The organism is Lepagella muris, assembly GCF_004793975.1.
Lineage (GTDB): Bacteria > Bacteroidota > Bacteroidia > Bacteroidales > Muribaculaceae > Lepagella > Lepagella muris.
Window position 1 is genome coordinate 1 of sequence record NZ_SRYB01000037.1, and the last position, 19,108, is coordinate 19,108.

The 19,108-nt window shown below is 42.4% G+C and carries 16 protein-coding genes; 1 reads left to right on the forward strand and 15 read right to left on the reverse strand.

From position 1 onward, the window contains the following. Positions 1–86: 86 nt before the first annotated feature. The 14 genes from E5331_RS17510 to E5331_RS17575 all read right to left on the reverse strand — a co-directional run bounded on the left by E5331_RS17510 (position 87) and on the right by E5331_RS17575 (position 15,743). Entirely contained in the window at positions 87–1,283 is a 1,197-nt protein-coding gene (locus E5331_RS17510) for a WG repeat-containing protein (protein WP_168355288.1), read from the reverse strand. A 253-nt stretch (positions 1,284–1,536) separates the two neighbouring features. Then, positions 1,537–2,406 carry a zinc-ribbon domain-containing protein gene (locus tag E5331_RS17515; protein ID WP_135986027.1) on the reverse strand — a complete coding sequence of 290 codons (870 nt, stop codon included), beginning with the start codon at positions 2,404–2,406 and terminating at the stop codon, positions 1,537–1,539. A gap of 12 nt (positions 2,407–2,418) precedes the next feature. Next, positions 2,419–2,787: a ribosomal protein L7/L12 gene (locus E5331_RS17520; protein ID WP_135986029.1), complete on the reverse strand. Its 369-nt coding sequence runs from the start codon at positions 2,785–2,787 to the stop codon at positions 2,419–2,421. Between the two features lie 15 nt (positions 2,788–2,802). Continuing rightward, entirely contained in the window at positions 2,803–2,973 is a 171-nt protein-coding gene (locus tag E5331_RS21030) for a YecA family protein (RefSeq protein ID WP_135986031.1), read from the reverse strand. Between the two features lie 41 nt (positions 2,974–3,014). Further along, entirely contained in the window at positions 3,015–4,037 is a 1,023-nt protein-coding gene (locus E5331_RS17530; protein ID WP_135986033.1) for a protein kinase domain-containing protein, read from the reverse strand. Then, complete coding sequence (locus tag E5331_RS20820; RefSeq protein WP_275441287.1) at positions 4,034–5,374, reverse strand: PP2C family serine/threonine-protein phosphatase; 1,341 nt, start codon at positions 5,372–5,374, stop codon at positions 4,034–4,036. The genes E5331_RS17530 and E5331_RS20820 overlap by 4 nt, the downstream gene beginning before the upstream one ends. After that, on the reverse strand, positions 5,358–6,173 hold the full coding sequence (locus E5331_RS17540; RefSeq protein WP_135986035.1) for a vWA domain-containing protein: 816 nt from the start codon (positions 6,171–6,173) through the stop codon (positions 5,358–5,360). Before E5331_RS17540 ends, E5331_RS20820 begins: the two co-directional genes overlap by 17 nt. A 25-nt stretch (positions 6,174–6,198) precedes the next feature. Further along, positions 6,199–6,822 carry a hypothetical protein gene (locus E5331_RS17545; RefSeq protein ID WP_135986037.1) on the reverse strand — a complete coding sequence of 208 codons (624 nt, stop codon included), beginning with the start codon at positions 6,820–6,822 and terminating at the stop codon, positions 6,199–6,201. 16 nt (positions 6,823–6,838) lie between these two features. Then, positions 6,839–10,327, reverse strand: a complete 3,489-nt coding sequence (locus E5331_RS17550; RefSeq protein WP_135986039.1) for an AAA family ATPase — start codon at positions 10,325–10,327, stop codon at positions 6,839–6,841. Positions 10,328–10,346: 19 nt separating this feature from the next. Beyond that, positions 10,347–11,747: a hypothetical protein gene (locus E5331_RS17555; protein WP_135986041.1), complete on the reverse strand. Its 1,401-nt coding sequence runs from the start codon at positions 11,745–11,747 to the stop codon at positions 10,347–10,349. Positions 11,748–11,890: 143 nt separating this feature from the next. Then, positions 11,891–12,460 carry a 4Fe-4S single cluster domain-containing protein gene (locus E5331_RS17560; protein ID WP_135986043.1) on the reverse strand — a complete coding sequence of 190 codons (570 nt, stop codon included), beginning with the start codon at positions 12,458–12,460 and terminating at the stop codon, positions 11,891–11,893. A gap of 9 nt (positions 12,461–12,469) precedes the next feature. Then, positions 12,470–12,901 carry a hypothetical protein gene (locus E5331_RS17565; RefSeq protein ID WP_135986045.1) on the reverse strand — a complete coding sequence of 144 codons (432 nt, stop codon included), beginning with the start codon at positions 12,899–12,901 and terminating at the stop codon, positions 12,470–12,472. A gap of 20 nt (positions 12,902–12,921) precedes the next feature. Next, complete coding sequence (locus tag E5331_RS17570; protein WP_135986047.1) at positions 12,922–14,568, reverse strand: MIT C-terminal domain-containing protein; 1,647 nt, start codon at positions 14,566–14,568, stop codon at positions 12,922–12,924. A gap of 287 nt (positions 14,569–14,855) precedes the next feature. After that, positions 14,856–15,743, reverse strand: coding sequence for a 3'-5' exonuclease (locus E5331_RS17575; protein ID WP_135986049.1), 888 nt, complete (start codon positions 15,741–15,743; stop codon positions 14,856–14,858). Positions 15,744–15,880: 137 nt separating this feature from the next. On the opposite strand from E5331_RS17575, the gene E5331_RS17580 reads away from it, so the two are divergent. Continuing rightward, on the forward strand, positions 15,881–16,309 hold the full coding sequence (locus E5331_RS17580) for a DNA alkylation repair protein (protein ID WP_135986051.1): 429 nt from the start codon (positions 15,881–15,883) through the stop codon (positions 16,307–16,309). Positions 16,310–16,453: 144 nt separating this feature from the next. On the opposite strand, the gene E5331_RS17585 is transcribed toward E5331_RS17580, so the two are convergent. Beyond that, positions 16,454–18,931 carry an alpha-L-arabinofuranosidase C-terminal domain-containing protein gene (locus E5331_RS17585; protein WP_123481233.1) on the reverse strand — a complete coding sequence of 826 codons (2,478 nt, stop codon included), beginning with the start codon at positions 18,929–18,931 and terminating at the stop codon, positions 16,454–16,456. Positions 18,932–19,108: the final 177 nt, after the last annotated feature.

The following is a 19,108-nucleotide window of genomic DNA, read 5'->3' on the forward strand; positions in this document are numbered from 1 at the left end:
TTTTATTTATTTTACCGAATTTTTAACATCTCAAAATAAGTTTAGACAACTTCAATTTATTTCTTAAACGCTGCCTAATCTTCTCATCACTTATTTGGAGTGAATGTTCCATTCCTATGCAGTTTTCCCTTCACTCCATCTTTTGAAACTAACATAAGGCTGTCCTTATCGAAATAAAGCAAATACGATGATGCTTTTGTATAGACAAACGGGATAATCGTCTTTCCTTGCTTATCTACAAATCCGAGCTTACTATCTTTATAGGAACTGCCCTTTTCCACCGGTGCCACTCCCATTGTATATGGATATACTATTAAATTTTTAGCTTCTATTTCAAAAAGGTCCTTTCCGCTTTTATCTACTGCCGTCCATTTATCTGTCGAACCACTCTGCGACTTCCACCAACCTATGCCTTCTGAAAAATTTTCCACACCACGATACTTAGATTTTCTTTTAAATAAAACATTCCCTTTGTTGTCAATCACAGAATAAACATCATTCCTATAATCTGATTCCGATAACATTGCCCATGCCACTTTATCAGAAAAACTAGATATATCACAAATTTCTCCAATCTTCAATTTAGCACCATCATAATCATATAGTTCATACCGAATATACGGATATTTATCAGATGTTTTTTTAGCAAGAATCACACTATCACCTTTTATCCTAAAATAGTCATAATCTGGAGATATAACATTCCCATATTTATCAAGTAGCACTTCCTTTTTATCCTTCTTCTCTGCAACAAACACTTTTGCATCATCAATTGAATAACTAGGATACTCAATTTTCTTATATGGCTGTTTATTTTTAAGAATACCTTGCACAAATAAGTTGTATTCTGAGCCATTTTCATCCTGTTTCCCAAGTATAGCAACATCATTACCTACTTTTCTCACATCAGTATAAGCCGGTTCAACCACTCTCTGAACAGAATCTGTTACATAAGCTACTCCAATCAAGTTTTTTTTCTTGTCATAAAGTTTCCAATGATTCCCTATCGGTTTAGATGAAATTGAATCATACATAGCCTTTACCAGCAATTCCTCATTATTATATCCTATTCCATACTTACCATTCACCTCTTGAACTGCAAGTTTCTTGGTCATACACCATGTAAATATGAAACTTCCAAGCCACCCTACAATTGCAATAATTACAATTACTACAAATATACCGCCTATTGTCTCAGATGTTGAATCATTTCCCTTCAAATTTTTCCATATCTTCTTGACCTTATATCCAACAGTTCCCTCAAGCTCCTTTTTAAGTCTCATGTTTTCACGACTCAAATTATTCTTTGAAGATACCAACTGATCATATTGACTCTTATTAACGACTATTTGGTATAATTTAATCCCATACTTGCCGATTCGCACATTACCGCAATTCGCGCAATAATTACCCTCATCAGGATTCTTACAACCACAACTACCACACTCCCACATAATATCTATAATTTAATATTACTTGATTCCTAAACCTATAATTTTATGTCTTATTACAATACACTAATCGTCGTATAACGTATTATTTAATACTATTAAGCAACCATTCAAGAGTTGCCCCCTTAGATACATTTAAAGCCGCAAATCTTGCACCTTTTGATACTTCAATAGGAGAATAACCTAATTCTTTAATATCAATATCACTCATTGGCGTACTAATATCATACAATACACGATCTACTGGTCTATTGGGTCTTTGGGAAGGGAATATTATCTCTTCCTCGTTGTCATTAAATTTTCCATATTTGATATTAAATAACTTAACACGACGTCCAGATGGTCCACCATTTATAAGATTTCTTGCTGAATTAAGTATTGAATCCAAATTATCTTGATATGAGCTATAATATGAATCCGATAACGAACCATTTGTTATGTGTACTACAATTGGTGTCAAAATATCCTCACCCATACCTCTCTTATTTTTACTCTGAATCATATCCCGAATATCCCTTTTTGCAGCATCCAAACCCTCCGACATAACACAATCGTATTCTGTCTTAAATTCTGCATTCTTATCAAATATCGGAATCTTTCTTTTTCTTCTCTCAATAAGTTTTTTTGCCAAATCTTCCATCCGCATATCTTTCCAGATAACTTTCACTGACGTATTATACCCTATTACTGTCATAGCCACTCGCTCCTTAATTCGAGTTCCTTGCACACAAATTGAAATCATTCTCATAAATGTTCTTTCCAATGCATCTATCAAGTCATCAATCTTCTCTTTCATCCCATCTGATAGATCAATTAGATATACTATATACCCTGGAGTACGAGTACACCAATACTCATAATTTCTTTCCAATGACATATATAGCGATTCACCACAATGAGCACAATATTTTGAACCTTCAGGATTTTCAAATCCACATTTTTCACACGTTATCATTGTTCAGAAAAGTCAAGAGTTTACATTAATTGGAATTATCTTCACTTTAGCACCAAGATTTTCAAAATCGCTCTTTAATTTCATAGCTTTTGAATAATCAACATTATAAAACATTGTTAATCCATCGCTATGTGTCAAACAATTATTTGCGATCGAGATTGAATCTTTTAATTCTAATCCTGTTAAATATTTTATCATTTTTATTATCTGCAATTTCGCAGGACCCTCTGCGGATATTAAGTTAACATTATATCCACTATTTTCCACTTTATCAGAATCTACAGAATATCCTTCTCCTTGAGATAGGATTTCTCCACAGTTTGCACAATAATTAGCTGATTGCGGATTTATACAACCACAATTTTTACAAGTCTTATTCATATTTAAAAACAATGTTTACAAACCTCTGCCATGACAGTTTTTATATTTTCTTCCACTTCCACACGGACATGGATCATTACGACTTATCATCGCTCGTGAAATCCAATCCTGCTCTATTTCCCCTCCGCAATTAGCACAAAATTTGGCTTCTTCCGGATTCTCAAAACCACATTTCTTACACTTCATATTCTTATCTTAATTATTATCTTAATTCTTATCACATATTTCTACCCAAACTGAAGACGTTCTGCACCACACATTATACAGAACTTATGCGACGGATTCGGAAACTTATATCCACACTTTATACAATAAGGGACAAGCCTAACAGCAGGTTTCTCTATTTCAATATCTGCAATTGACTTTACAAGATCCAATCGCGCGCCTATTGACTTTCTCAACTCTGCAAGAAGGCTCTGAATCTTGCTATCTTTTATCCCATTGCAAACTTTATAACCTTTTGAAGATATAAATGCAGAATCTGTCATCAAATCCATTCCTTGAAACAGTAATTCCTTATCACCAATATAACCGGAATCCTCCTGAGCAAGTCTTCCATTCTTAGCATAGCAAAGCAACGAAAGATAAATCACCTGTTGTGAAAAGTTATCCAACCAATTCGTCAAATATCTACTTGACGACCTACGCGGATGCTGATAGCCTGCTGTGCCCATAGTGGTTTGCAAAACATTACTTGCCATTCCCGGAACAAAAAATGAATCATAGTCAATCAGCATTAGAGTTCCATCATTCCTAACCATGATATTATCTCCGGATAGATCACCATGAGAAATACCAAGGCTTTTCATTGACTTTGCCATCTCCAAAAACTGGGATGCAACCTTTGTTATTGCTGCTGAATTATTACGGTTATCCTTCACATAAGAATGTAATGTCTTTCCATGCACCCAATCCATGACAACACCCGGTATCTTTTCTCCAGAGTCAAGCCTTAACGCCTCATCATAATATTCATAATTCATAACGTATGGGCATCGCCGACTTTTAAAATAATTAGATACCGTCTTTACCAAATTAATATCAACAATGTTGTACCACACTCGCAGACATTTATCGGGTATGGATTTACGCACATGTTTCAATGGATAGACAATACAGAAACTACCTGCATATTGCTCATACAATGTATAAGCTCCATCAATTGGACTATAGCCATCAAGCGATTTAGGCAATATTCTGCCCGGTTTCCCTATTGCATCCTCTATTTTAGGAATTTCTATACTTTTCATCTCTTACTTTCTAAGATTTTTAAATACCAACATCTAATCAATCCACATCTTAATAGTTGCCGATACAATTTTTTTCTCCAGATCGTTTCTATGCAACATTTCTGTTCCGAATGTACTTCCGGTTCCGATTCCTTTGGCTCTTCAGGTTCAACTTCTGGTGCAGACTCCTCCGGCTCTTCAGGCTTAACTTCCGGTCCCGATTCCTTTGGCTCTTCAGGTTCAACTTCCGGTGCAGACTCCTCCGGCTCTTCAGGTTCAACTTCCAGTGCAGACTCCTCCGGCTCTTCAGGCTTAACTTCCGGTACCGATTCCTTTGGATCTTCCGGTTCAACTTCCGGTGCAGACTCCTCCGGCTCTTCAGGCTTAACTTCCGGTGCAGACTCCTCCGGCTCTTCAGGCTTAACTTCCGGTACCGACTCCTCCGGCTCTTTAGGCTTAACTTCCGGTGCAGACTCCTCTGGCTCTTCCGGCTTAACTTCCGGTGCAGATTCCTCCGGCTCTTCAGGTTTAACTTTCGATTCAGATTCCTCTGGCTCTTCAGGCTGAACTTCCGGTACCGACTCCTCAGACTGAGACTCTTGTTCCGATTGTTGCGCTTTCTCTATCAGATCCAATATAATCACACTCTCATCGTCATCTTTCAAACGACCGGCATCGTATTCCTTCTGAACAAAATTCTCAAATTCATCATCATCTGCAAGTGAATACAACTGATTAATTGCATCATCTTTCTCATTTAGACGATCCACAAACCATGCACTCATTGCATCACTCATAATCACAATCCTTTTGGGACGCACCTTGCAACATCCCTCCTGTATTTTCCCGACCATTTTACCATTCGAGAAAATTTGAGATGGATGGTTGCCAAATGCCACAGTCAACCGCCCGTCAGCATCATGATTCACGGGATCGCTTGTTAGGCAATCATACGAACCATCATCATATATCAGAAATATACAACTGTCACCAATCACTCTCCAAGTAATCGCATCCCCGATTACCTCCACCCCTGCGAAAGTGGCAGAACCGGTAACAAACTCCTCCTCTGCACACTCCTGTATCATTCTACCGAAATCATCCAGGCTGTCAAGATATACGCTTCTCTCCTCTTGAAAACGGTCAGGGATTTGTTGAGAAGGGAATGGCTCCTCCATACCCTTCTCAACAAATAATTTTGTCAATAACCCTGATATTATATGAGGAAGAAACGAATTTGAGACACCATCACTCAAAGCATATCTGTGGATTGTATCATCCACACTGATGCTATCCTGATTATCCTCTACATTCTCCCCACGTTTATGGGTAGTGAAATATTTAGATATAACTTCCATCGGCATTACTACCATTATCCAACCCTTGTGTTGATCCAAATTCTATCAGACTAACCAGTTTACCAGGTTCCTTAATATTTGAAACCATATAATGCGCCCCCTTTTTTGAGCCAAATGTTACCCTTGTCTGACCGACAGTATCATCATCCATCTCAGAACTTGCATTATACATGAACTGACCTACTGGATCGGATGGCCTTTCGGAAGGGAATATCACTGTGGAATCTGTTTTAGAAGGATCATGATGGATATTAAAAACCCTCACATTCCCATCCGGAGTCGATATATCCATTAGGGCCTTTGCTGATTTTTCTGTTGCGGCAAACACCTCCTGCCATGTCTTACCCGCACCCTCGTATGGAGAGCCATCCGTAATGTTGATCACTATCGGTGCCGGTATTGCTGTGCCAGCCTTTCTTCTTTCCGCAATCCATCTCTCTATATCCACTCTTGCAGCATCAAATGCCTTTGCCATAAATGTTTGATACTCTGGTTTAAATTCTTCAGTTTTATCAAACAATGGCATTCCGCTGCGTCTTTTATCCAAAACCAAAGTGGCAATTTCACTGACACTTTGGTTATTCCATATAGTTTTCACAGTGCTATTATAACCTATAATAGTTACCGAAACACGCTCCATGACCACCCTGCCCTTTGTGCATCTCGCCACAATAGTACGGAACACTGTATTCAGCACGTCAATCGTATAATCTATCTTATTCTCCATTGAGCCGGAAAGGTCAATAAGATATACAATATGTCCGGGAGTTTTTGATCCCCATAATTGTTTATATGCCATAATATTTTCGTTTTATATTTTATGTTTATAAATTTAAATTATCAAAATCAAAATCCGGCACATTCACCGTAAACTGTGCCTTACCGATACTGAATACATATCCATCATAAAGTTCAATTCCACTCTTCCCAATCAACGAACCATTCGACCTACGAACCTGACCGGATGTGTCGAATAACGTGAACCTGCCACCATTCTCCTCAATCCGCAATTGCGCTCCGGAGAGTTGCCTTTGTGCCGCTGCTGCATCTTTCGCAGCACGCTCAATCTCTCTCTGCAGGCGTTCATTCTCCGATCTAACTTGCCTCAATTCCCGGTCATGTTCTCTTCTCTGAGTCTCATTCGCTGACTCAAGTTGCTCTGCTTTCCTACGGGAAGCTGCATCATCTGTACGCACCTTACGCAACTCATCCTCCTTGCCGGATATCTCATTCCGCTTCTGCTGAATCTCATTTTGAAGAGATGCTATTCTCTGTTGATTCTGCACATCCTTATCCCGCAATTCCTTCATTTTTGAAGTCTGACGGTCATATAGATCCCTCAATGACGATGGTGCGTTTTGCGGCAGACGCACAAGCACCCAACCACATTCCTCGCATTGATTGCCGCTCATCTCCTTTCCACACACCTTGCATATAATTTTTGCCATATTTCTATCTATGTGTCTATCTTGTTTCGTTATTCATATTTTCCCATACATCCAGAAATTGCCGGATATCCACAATCAGTTTGGCATTTACCTCTGTGAAAGCACCTTGCAACAGACCGATAACTTTAAAATCATCAGCCCTCATAACCGGACCTCCGGAACATCCATGATCTGAATTTATATCCGACATATATGCCTCAAATTCCCTGTCGGCATATTGACGCAATTCCTCCACTGCCGTTATCGTAGAGGTGCAAGTATTGAACGTTGTCGATATTGACGTGCCTTGCAGATAACCACAATGTATAATCGGGGTAGTCTCCATCACACGTGTGCCGGATGTATCCAGTTCAAACCACTGCGCCTCTTCAGGAAGAGAATCAAGCCGTAATAACGCTATGTCAAGCCGAGGGCTATTCCATATAACGGTAGCAGAACGAACGTCTCTACCCCGATACATCACAAATGAAAGATTCGGATTATCCTCTATCACATGTGATGCTGTCAGCACAAACCTCTCTGTCAACGAAATGATAAATCCGGTGCCTGAACTTCTGTCTCCGGATATAAGTCCGACAGAATTTTTAAAATGTGCGGGACTACTTACGCGCCTGTCAGCCGATATTTCCGATTCTACAACCGAAGGAATCCTACCATTTGCAGATATCGGGTTATCAGAAACGCTACTTACAGTATTTTCTCGATTATCTTCCCGATTATCTTCAATAGTCCCTTCTCTTCCATTCATGCCCAATCTATTCATACCCAGCCGATTCATATAAGACTCATAATTTGAGAAATCCTCAGGAATAATAGAAGTAAGAAATTCCCTGTCACCGCTTCGCGTAGAATTTATTCTCCAGCTCCTGCGTTTCTTCAATTCATTGAGCAGACCCTTCTCTCCACATAGACGGGCATTGCCAAACTCCCTCTTTGGCACACTGTCACGCACACGCTGAAACCAATCTGCCGCAAGCAATTCACACAATTCCGGATCGCTGAAATGCAATGGCACAATCTCACCGCTCATCTTATCTTTGAGAATCTCCACAAGATCGGAATTGGAATAGTCCTCAAAATTCAACACATGCGTGAAGCGACTTTTAAGACCTACATTCTGACTCAAGAAACGGTTCATATCATCGGTATATCCAGCCAACACAAATGCCTGTGTTCCCTTATATCTGTCATCTGTAAGAATAGAAGTCAATGGTGTTATCGCCTCCTGTCCCTGACGTGCCAATTCATACGCCTCATCAATGAAAATCACTTTACCTCCATGATCTCTGAAAAGTTGGTCAACATTCTTGGCAGTCATACCCACCTGAGCCGACACAATCTCTCCGATTTTTGCCTCCTTTATCTCGCATTTTTCAAGGAGTCCACATTCATGAAGTATATTGGCGAGCTTGAAAGCCACGGTAGTCTTTCCGGTTCCCGGATTTCCCAAGAAAAGGAAATTCAGATCCTTGCGTTCCATACGTGTCACACCAAGAGCCTCCGCCATACGGCGTTCAGCAGCCGCCTCATTGAGAATATCACTAAGTTTCTCCTTCACGTCTGCCAATCCGCGCATCTTGTTGATGTCACCAAGAATTGCATCAATATCAACCTCCGACGAGAGATAACGTCGTTTATCGACCGGTATATCCTCCTTTTCATATACAACTCCGGAATGATTCAGTTTATGACGACGACGCACCTCATTTGCCAGATTTTCCATCTCGCGGGCATTACCCCAACGGAAGTTTCTTCTGCCATATAGCACCGAGATGAGTTTCCTTATCTCTTGATCAAATTCCGGAGAAAATTCCTCCCCGGCAAACTGCTTTCTGAAAATGAGATACAATACATCCGGAGAATAATCCTCAAACAGGAAACGACCCACCTGCTGTATGCGGCTTTGGAAACCGGCGTTGCCATTATTTATCAGATCCTCTATCTCATCCTTATATCCGGCAAGGATTACAAGCGAATCATCATTATTCTCCATGAATTGGATCAGCACCTCTATAGCCTCTGCACCAAAATCGGCATCCCCATGACTATTCTTACCGCTCATCAGTCCATACGCCTCATCAATAAAGAGCACTCCCCCTTTTGCTCTGTCGCATAAAGCCTGGGTCTTAACTCGCGTCTGACCTACATATTCGGCAATCATATCGCCGACAGTAGCCACAACGAGATGTCCCCGGTCAAGCACACCCTCTTCCCGCAGAATATCTGCAAACAGACGTGCAACAGTAGTCTTTCCTGTTCCCGGATTTCCCATGAACGCCATGTGAGGACGGAAACGGATATTGGGGTTATCCTTAGATTCCCGGTATTGCTCAAGCAATTCATTAAACTGCGCCACCAATCTTTCAGTGCCGGCAAGTTTCGAGAGCCGTTCGCGTGCATTTGTAGTGTTCATCTTCCTGATAATTTTAATATAATCCTCACGACTAAGTTTGTCATAGTCCGAAATCCGTTCATAATCAAACTCCACCACATCCTTACCCTCATTCATTTTCTGGCTCATGGCAAGCGCAAGTTTCTCAATACCGCCATTATCAAAAATACCGTCATACCCCTTCATGAGCCTGTAGCGGTTAAGCATATTCCGGAATTCCATGCAGTCGGGCGACGGGATATTGTAGATATGTATAGGCACATTCTTCTCCGGACGCTTATCCTTATCCGTAGTGCCTACAATAGCATCCTGAAAATATTGATTGCAGAAGAAACCCCTGCTGTCAAATATCGAGCCGAACTCAGAGCCATATATCGCCACGATTTTAAGCTGATACTTATAGGCATTATATTCATGACGTATGGACTTTAACTTTGTAAGAATACTATCCTCATTCTGAAAAACATCTACATCTGCATTATCAAAAACCACTACCACCTTCACGTTTGGCTTCTGATATACGAAATTTGATATTATTCCAAATGGATCTGTATCATGCCCGATGCGATAGTATGTATATGCAGGATTATGCACAGACGAAATAAACTGTATCTGGTCGTAATGAGAACCCTCTGATTCCCCTCCCCTGACATTATTCTGAGCAGAGGAACCCACCGGATTGCTTGTGGATGCTCCGGCAGCAGAAGATGCCCCACGCGACATTTTACGCCGATGTCCAAACGGACTTGCCACATCTGCATGATAACGGAATCCGCCATTACTGGCAGATGCAGATTCTCCATCCCCATCACTACGTGTACCGGCATCATTTCCATTGCCCCCATTTCGATTTTGCAACATGAACAATTCTGCAAGATCATCCTCACAGTAGCTATAAAAATTAAACCGGGAATTATTATTGTAGAATACTACCCGATAGCCCTGTGCCTTGAATGAGCGGTATAATATCTCCTTGATATTGCAACGATGAAGGTCGGTATCAATGAAAAGATCATCAAGATTCCTACCGTAAATTCCCGAAAGGAACGGTCTTCGCCCAATATCAAAATCATCGATACGTCTGACTGTATATTTTGGTTTCTCACTTGCCATAGACCGACAATGTTATAAATCAGATTCCACGCACTTTCTTAGCTGTACCTTTTTTAGATATATTTGAACCGTCAGATAGTTCCAGCATACGTTTACCATCGCAATTTGCAGGAGCCTTAACATCGCCAACATCATATCCGGCTTTGCGAGTGATATCGCATATTCTGCGGATTGATTCAATATATTCCCGTTCGGTAATTGGACGAGTGTCGTTACGATGGAACAGGATTTGGTTGCCATCGCTACCCTCCACCGGATTAACCATTACTGTTATCTCCTCACCGACGGGACCTTGAACAATGGCATATACGCCCTCGCGCCAATCGCTCTCCTCATCTCCACCCATATATCCTATCTCATCATGGTGAGTACGCGGATTTAGTTTCACCTGATACCCTTGCCTTATATATGCTGACACCAGATTCTCAGCCAAAGCTATCCTCTCCTCACTCTCCATCGCTTTCTTTATGGCAGCCTTACGCAATGCTCCTGCCTCTTCATCAAGAGCACGAGCTTTCACGCATATCTGTTGAAGCCTTTCATTGTCGGGATCTCCATTCATCTCAGATTTAAGACGTTGAATCTCATTGAGAATTTCCGAATAACGTCCTCTGCTCCAAAAGTCAGATTCAATATCCACAGGCTCACCATTATCATTATATGAAAAACTGCGGTTGTCATTAACAACTTTGAGAACTGACTCAATGACGGCATCCGTATATTCCTTCATCTTCAGATGTGCCGCTTCAAGAGCCACGGCACGTCGGGCTGCATTCTGAAGACTTATTATGATCTGAAGTGCCGGAGCAATCGCATCCTCCGGTATTGTCGGAAGGTTGCGCAATGCATTATCTATATCCTGAGCCGCATCCGGCACATATTTTCTTATCGGATATTTACTCATATATTCCCTCGCCATTGTACGTGCATCCTCAGCAGCCTGCCTTCCGCGTTGCTGACGGTCGGATATATAATCATAAAGCCCTCTTACATTCGATTCAATGTTATCCATACGGCTATCCTGTGCATCAAATCTGCTGTTGACCTGATCCACAACCGTGTTTATACGTTCGTTGACAAAATCAATCCTATTGTTGACATGTTTCAATCCCCTTTCAAGATCCTGACGGAGATCACCTACTGCCTCAAACACCTCATCGGAAAGACGACGCATCCGTCTGCGGTTTTCCTCATCAATACGACGAATATTCTGGTTGACTCCACTGATGGCGGAATCAATACGTGAGTTAATCTGCTGACGTACCCTCTCCGCTTCACGTCTTGCCTGCACCTCCGCATCCTGACGGGCACGCTGACGTTCATTTCTGAGCTGACGTTCAAAATCAGCCTCCATGGCATTAGTCCTGTTTACAAATTCTCTCCAACTGGGGACAAATGATCCCTGTATATATACGCTCATGATGTCTATAAATTTTTATGTTAATAAAATCCAGCATATAGATTTCAAAGATTCAAAAGATCAGTTTATTTGAATTTTTAAAATCTTTTTAATCTTTTTAATCTTTTTAATCTTTTTAATCCTTTTAATCTATATGTAAATATTCAATGCCCCTTCTTATCAGGTATTCCGATAAATAAGGTTTCCGCGCCACGTATCTCTATATCCCGTCGGCGGCATCCTTTCTCCATCTCATCCTTATAAGAAGTCAGTCGGTCAGAGAGAAACAATATTCTCTGATTGCTTGATCCCCTCAACCCTATCCCATCGTCAAGATCCTCCCTGTATTGCCCGTCAATCACCACGTCTGCCAATGATAATAAATCCTCGGCATCATGCCACGTCAAATGTTCAAGCCTATAACCTGTAAAAATTATGACATTAAAATTCGGTCTGACGGTTCTTATCCTCCTTATCAAATCGGAAAGTGAAGCTGATTGAAGAAATGGTTCACCCCCACTGACAGTCAATCCGTCAATATAAGGACGGGAAAGAATATCCTCTGCCACAGATTCTGAAGTGGTCATCAATTTGGCTTCAATTTCACGACCTTCCGGAGTTATGCATCCGGGGCAAGAGAACGGACAACCCTGCACCCATATCACATATCTCAATCCGGGACCGAGTGCACGGGTGCCGGTTCTGCATGCGTTCAAAAGATTAAGATATCCCATTCCCTTAAATCAAGACATTACATTCCCACTTTTTCTCGCCTGATTAACCGATAGAGAATCCCTCATCCTGACAATCCCGGCTATCTCACGGTCATAGTCAGCAAGACGCGACTCTATATCTCGTCGGATATTGTCAAGTATGGCTAGATAAGAATCAAACTGATCACATATTCTTACATTCTCATTAGCATGTGCCTGTAGCATCTCCCTCATCTGACCATGTTTCTCATTGAGAGCATCAATCTGCTTCTGCAGTTTCTCCACAAAATTGGAGGTATCTGCATTCTCAATACGGGCAAGTGTCATTTCTGCCATCAGGCACAGCATTATGTAGCGTTTCATTCCGTTAGGGTGATTCTCAAGGTCTGAGATCTGGCGATCGAAATCCATCCGGAAATCAGAAAGAGATTCACTCTCTAATATTTCATTCAAGTCTTTCATATCTATCTGTTTCAGATCTATCAAATGTCAGGAAAGTTTGCATAAACCGTCTTAAAATCATATTCCTTGAAATTGAATTTATGGAAATCTATGTAAGTATCTCGCGTTGCAGGCATTTTTTCTTCCTCAATATCAATTTCTCGTTGGTTATGAGTCGGTGCGGCTCTGAAATCAAGTCCATATCCAAATCTTATACGCCAATCCGAACCGGAATACAATATCCTGTCATGACATTTCGGCATATCAACCACAACAAACTCCTTACCTCTCGTCTTAAATGATTTTTCCCACCGCTTGACAAATCGGCTGTAAGAACCATCCTCCTCTTTTACGGAACCGGCAACATTCGTTATCAATATAAATCTCTTGCAATCATCTATACGTAGAATCAGTTTTATCAGTTCCTCAATCCAATAAATCTGATACCATTTATACAGATAGGAATGTTCCAACACTATTGTCTCAGCCCCCTGTAATTTTGATTCAAACAGATTTTTAAAGCTGTAACCGGTTCTATCTTTTACAATACGGAACTCACCCTCAAAATCCGGGATTATCGTCACGCCTGTTGATTCCACCACTCTTCTGCCTGAATTTTCAGTTCGATTATCCCTCCTGTTAGCTGGCTTGCTATTCACCGACTTACCATTAGCAGGCTTAACATCAGGTTTTGTGGTTGTATGTGACCCCCTTTCCGATGGAATGTCAAGAGGCTGCGCAGCTTGTACATCATCAACCTTATTCAACACCACATTCATGGCATTTCTAACAATACCTCTCCACAATGGTTTCTTATCATCAGCCATACCATATACATTAAGATATATATTCTGATAGCCGTCGATATCTGCCTTAAGAGTGAAATGTGTCACTCCAATTCCATCTATCTCAAAATCAGGAATCACTTTTCCCTGACAGATCTGATTCCATGAGACGCCATCAACCAAATCAGCAGAAAGCACCTCTTCTGTCATAGGAAATGCAACAAGCGGAGCATTATCCTTTGTCGAGAATATCAAATCTGCAAGAGACACCGACGGATTGATTGCCACCCGTTTTTTAAAAGCATCCGGTGGAATAATGACTCTTCTGAACAATGATTTGACTCCGCCTGAAAAAGCATCATCGGGCAATTCAATCACATTCTTAAACCTCTTTTGCAAAAGGAACTGCACTGCCGGAATCTTTGAATATTTTTCATGACATCCGGCATCATATACATACACCGGATATTCCTTCATTTCCGGGATTTCACGGAAACATCTGTCAAGGGCTGACAAAAAATCAGGCCTGGTATATTGCTCAAACATTGAGTCGTCAAACATATAAAGAGACCCATCCTCTTTTCTGAAGAACAGACCATCCTTATTTCTCAATAACTCATTCTGCGGTTCTGACCAAAAATTTTTCAAATCATGAAGATATGATTCCGCTGATACAATCTTTAGTCTGGAAATATCCTTTCCGGAACCTCCGGTGGATTTTTCAACAACAACTTTATATATTGAGAAAGAATCTTCCCCAACCCCCATCAATGCAAAATTGCCATCCTTCGCATCGGCATACACTTCATGCAACACATAAGAAGCCAACTTCTCCGGCAATGACATAAAACGAGAATCCGATATATGGGATGATATGTATAATCTATAATCCTTGGGTAACATTTTTTCCAATTGCCGCCAAGCCTCATGCAGCCTAAGGTTACACTTTAAAGAAGCGTAGGCCTACTTTGTCATGCCAATTGTCTGAAATACATTGAGAATTATTCACATTAAAACGATATCATATTTATCCAATGTCTTGAATATTAGATTTCAAAGTTTCAAACCAAATGAAAAACGAAGTCGCTTCCAAATAAATATAAAAATATATCACAATTTATTGACAAAATTAAACAACATCTTTTAATTATCAAAAAAACTATATAATATTAACAAACATTAACATTTAATCACATAAGGGTGAGGCGGGAGAGGTTGCGGAGTATCTTCTTGCACCAGGCGGAATCTTCGGCGTTGTATTCGTTTTTGTAGCGGCGGATGTCGTCAAGCTGTTTCGGGGTCAGTTTGTAGAGGTTGTGCTTGCCGGGCACCTCCTTTTTCTTCAGAAGTTTGCGCAACTCGTATTCCGCTTTGTAACGGTCAGCAACCTCCACTTCAAACAACAATGTGCGTTCTCCGGAATCTGACGACTTGCCGAAATACACCTTATGATATTCCTTGTACTTGCCGACCTTCACATAGCCGCGTGCGCTATCCTGCACAAAGAGGGCACGTGCATCGTTTATATCATTGATGAACGCGTCTACATCCTCTTCCGCCGCATCCGACTTACCTTTACCCTCGATGTAGGAATTGAGGAGAAGATTGAAGCATTTCAGCGTAGCCTCTGTGTCGGCACTCGCAGAATGTGCCGTTGCCTCCGAGAAGTCAAGTCCGAGCGCATTCGCACACACTATCAGCGACGGCACGGCAAACGGACTCATCTCTTCCGCTCTCCCCTTCTGATACCAATACATATCCTTGACATCTATCACCCGCTTATCATCAAGACCGGAGATGCCCGAACGGGTCAGAACCCGCAGGTCATTGTCAACGGCAAAACCTGTCAGAGCGTATGCGTCGTCAAGCAAACACTGCACCTCCCCCTTTACCTCCGAGAACGGCTGCTTGTCAGCCACCATCTCCGGAGTAATGTGATGGATATCTGTGCGCCAGTCATCTATCATCTCCGGGCGATAATAACAATGGTATATCTCTTTCCCATCAAGTCCGAAAAGAGAAAGTTCAAGCAGCTCCTCATTGTCTGCAAATTCCGCATCGAGACATATTATATTCATAAGAGTAATTTCAAAAGACTATTTTCCATTTACGCTACAAATTTATAAAATATTTTGAACATCCACCAACTATAACTATTTTTGCATCTTCAACGCATCTATTTTTTGCATAATCCACACATCTGAAAACATAATAAATGACTACATCTGAGAATATCAAGGAAATCAAACATTCCTTTCTGGCGTTCAGAAACGGAATCGTATCCGACACCCTACGGAAAGCGGGTATGCCCTACGGCATAATCTTCGGTCTTCAGCTCCCCCAGCTTGCTGAGATTGCACGCAGATATGACAAATCTGTCGGGCTTGCTGACACTCTCTGGAATGACACAAACGTAAGGGAATCGCGTCTGCTGGCATGCTATCTATATCCTGCGGAAGAGATAGATTATGAAAAAGCCCACTCCCTTGCCACATCCGTACTGACCGTGGAGGAGGCGGACATACTCTCCTTCCGCCTGCTACGCTATCTCCCGTTTGCGACCCGTCTGGCGGACGACCTGCTCGGCAACGACAATAACCTTTACAGCTACTGCGGAAAGGCATTGTACAGGAATCTCGCATAACCCGAACTCCAAAGGCAAAGACTACATTACTACAAAGATAGCCAACTACAGAGATCGCCTAAAATAAAATAGCGGCTCACTGACGGGAATCTTCCGCGTGAGCCGCTCTTATTATCCAATCCGCTGCCTTCTCAGCAGATTATATCATTTCAGCCTAAGCACAGTAAAGGAATATGGAGCCAAAGGCATGGTGAAGAATGGAGATGCCAGCGTCACGCGGTCGGTCTTTACAGATGCCTTCTCATCCGCAGGCTTACCGCTCATCACTGTACGCACAGAATTTATCTCCTTCTGTCCCTCTGGATAGAACTTCTTCAGGTCAACCACCATTGTAGTCTCTACCGGAAGCATGTTGACCAGCTTGACGATTATGTCGCCGCTTGCATCATCCTTCACAACTGACGCACCGATTCTTGCCTTTGCCTTATCGTTATCTGTCTCTACATTAAGTTTTGTGTCGAGATATTTATTACCGGCATTCTCACCATACAGGCGCATTGTCTCGTAATCAGTAGTCGGACGAATCTCACTATTATTGAAATAGATGAGGTCAGGTTTCCATTGGGTATGGTTATCCTTCGCAAGGAGCGGAGCGTATGAACTCATTGTCACCACATCACCGTTGCGCTCCACCGACGTCAGATAAAGAGCCTCAGCCAAGGCTGTCTCCATATTCGAAGGACGTCCGGGGAGATGAGCCGCCCACTCGCCGAGATACACCTTCGTGCCGTTGCGGTCGTAGTCATCATAATAATCCTGATTATATATCAGCCATGCGGGATCCACGTAATAATGCTCGTCTACCATATCCACCTTCTGTTCGCGGGCAAGACGCCAACCCTCCTCATAGTCGGCACCCTCATAGAACGGACCGACAGTGCCGATGACCGTGATCTCCGGATGAGCCTTCTTCACGGCAGCATTTATCTTGTTGAAACGCTCCTTGAATACTGACGTGATCATATCCTCGTTGCCGATACCGATATATTTAAGATTGAAAGGCTCCGGATGACCCGCTGCGGCACGTTTCGCACCCCATTCCGATGAAGCCGGACCGTTGGCATACTCTATAAGGTCGAGTATATCCTGAATGTAACCGTCGAGCATATCCATCGGCAGACCACCCTGCTGACCATGTTCCGTGATGGCATCATGGCTGTATTGCGATTTGTTCCATGAATTTTGGCAAGGCACCGCGGCTGCCACCACCGGCAACGGCTCTGCGCCTATATCCTCGCAGAACTGGAAATATTCATGATAGCCAAGACCACGGGTCTGATGATAACCCCAGAGGTTTGACAACGGTTTCCTCTCCTCCAGTTTACCGATCGAGCCTTTCCAGTCGTACATATTGTCAAGACCATTGCCATGCGCAACGCATCCGCCTGGGAACCTCACGAAACGCGGTTTCAGGTCGGCAAGCGTCTGCGCAAGATCCGCACGCAGTCCATTCTCACGCCCCTTAAACGTATTCATCGGGAAAAGGCTGACCATATCGAGGTCAAGCACCCCCGTATTCTTAGGCACGATTCTCAACGTGGCGTTAGCACAATGTTCATCCGGATTTATAATAAGCTCATAATCCTGCCAATCCTTTGACTGCTTAACCGTAAGTTTGCCGGAAGCAATCTTCCTGCCATGATCCGACACAAGCGCGATCTCCATCGGCATCTTCTTGCTGCTGCGTGCCTTCATGCGGAAACGATACGGCTCACCCCTCTTCACAGTTATCCCGTCAAAACCGGAATTGACAAAAGCATTGCCGCCATTATTAATCATCGTGGCGATACCACCTTTCACGTCAAGACGTGCGTAATGCGGATTATTGGGATGCAGCGGTTCATCAGTGGATATGGAGAAATCAATCTTATCCCCCTCCACATTCCATGCATACTTCGGTCCCCAATTCTTCTCATGCCCGTTCTCACCCGGTGCATACTCAAAATCGCGGTTCTGCACCAGTTCGGCATACAAACCACCGTCAGCAGCATAATTTATATCCTCAAAGAAGATACCCATCAGCAGCGGACTGATCTCCTTAGAGTCTCCGGAAGCTGTCACACTCGCCTTCAGCGGTTGCAGTCCGGCAAAACGTTCCCCATCCTTATCGCAATGTTCGGAATAAAGGGCAGCAAGTCTACCTCTCTCCGCCGCATGGTCTTCAAGCGACTTAACAGTCTTCTCATCAGTCTTCATTGAGAAACCAGACACCTTCTTCCCATCGAGATCTATCACCGACGGCACGAAACCCACATTCGAGCGGAAAGTGAGTTTAGCGGTATCGGCAGCAAGCATATACTCCTGAGGTTTCCAGTTGATAAGATCAGGTGACTGCGCCCAACCTATTGCAGTACCCTCCGGATTCACACGGAAGAGACACGACCAACCGGAAGATGTGGGGAACAATTGCGGCGACCACATCTTCTTGCCGCTCCCCCAAGATCCGAAATCAGACCTCACGAAGTCAAAGCCATTACCGATGCTGCGCCAATTCTTACCGTCATCACTGACAGCGAAACGTAATCCCCCGTTGCCATTTTCGGGAGAATAGAAAAAGAGATCAGTAGCTCCGGCACAAAGAGCCGCCAGACCAAATATACCGGCAAACAAAGATTTTTTCATGATGAAGATATTAAATAAAACCGGACCAGACAACAGTCCGCATACAAAGTTACGAAAAATCCGACATCCCAACAAATTTCTTTCGTCTCATCCTCAAATTCATCCATAACCGCTAAAAACGCACCGACAAAACCTCAGCCAAAGTTTTTTTGTGTCAAGTTAAGTGATCGGACCAAA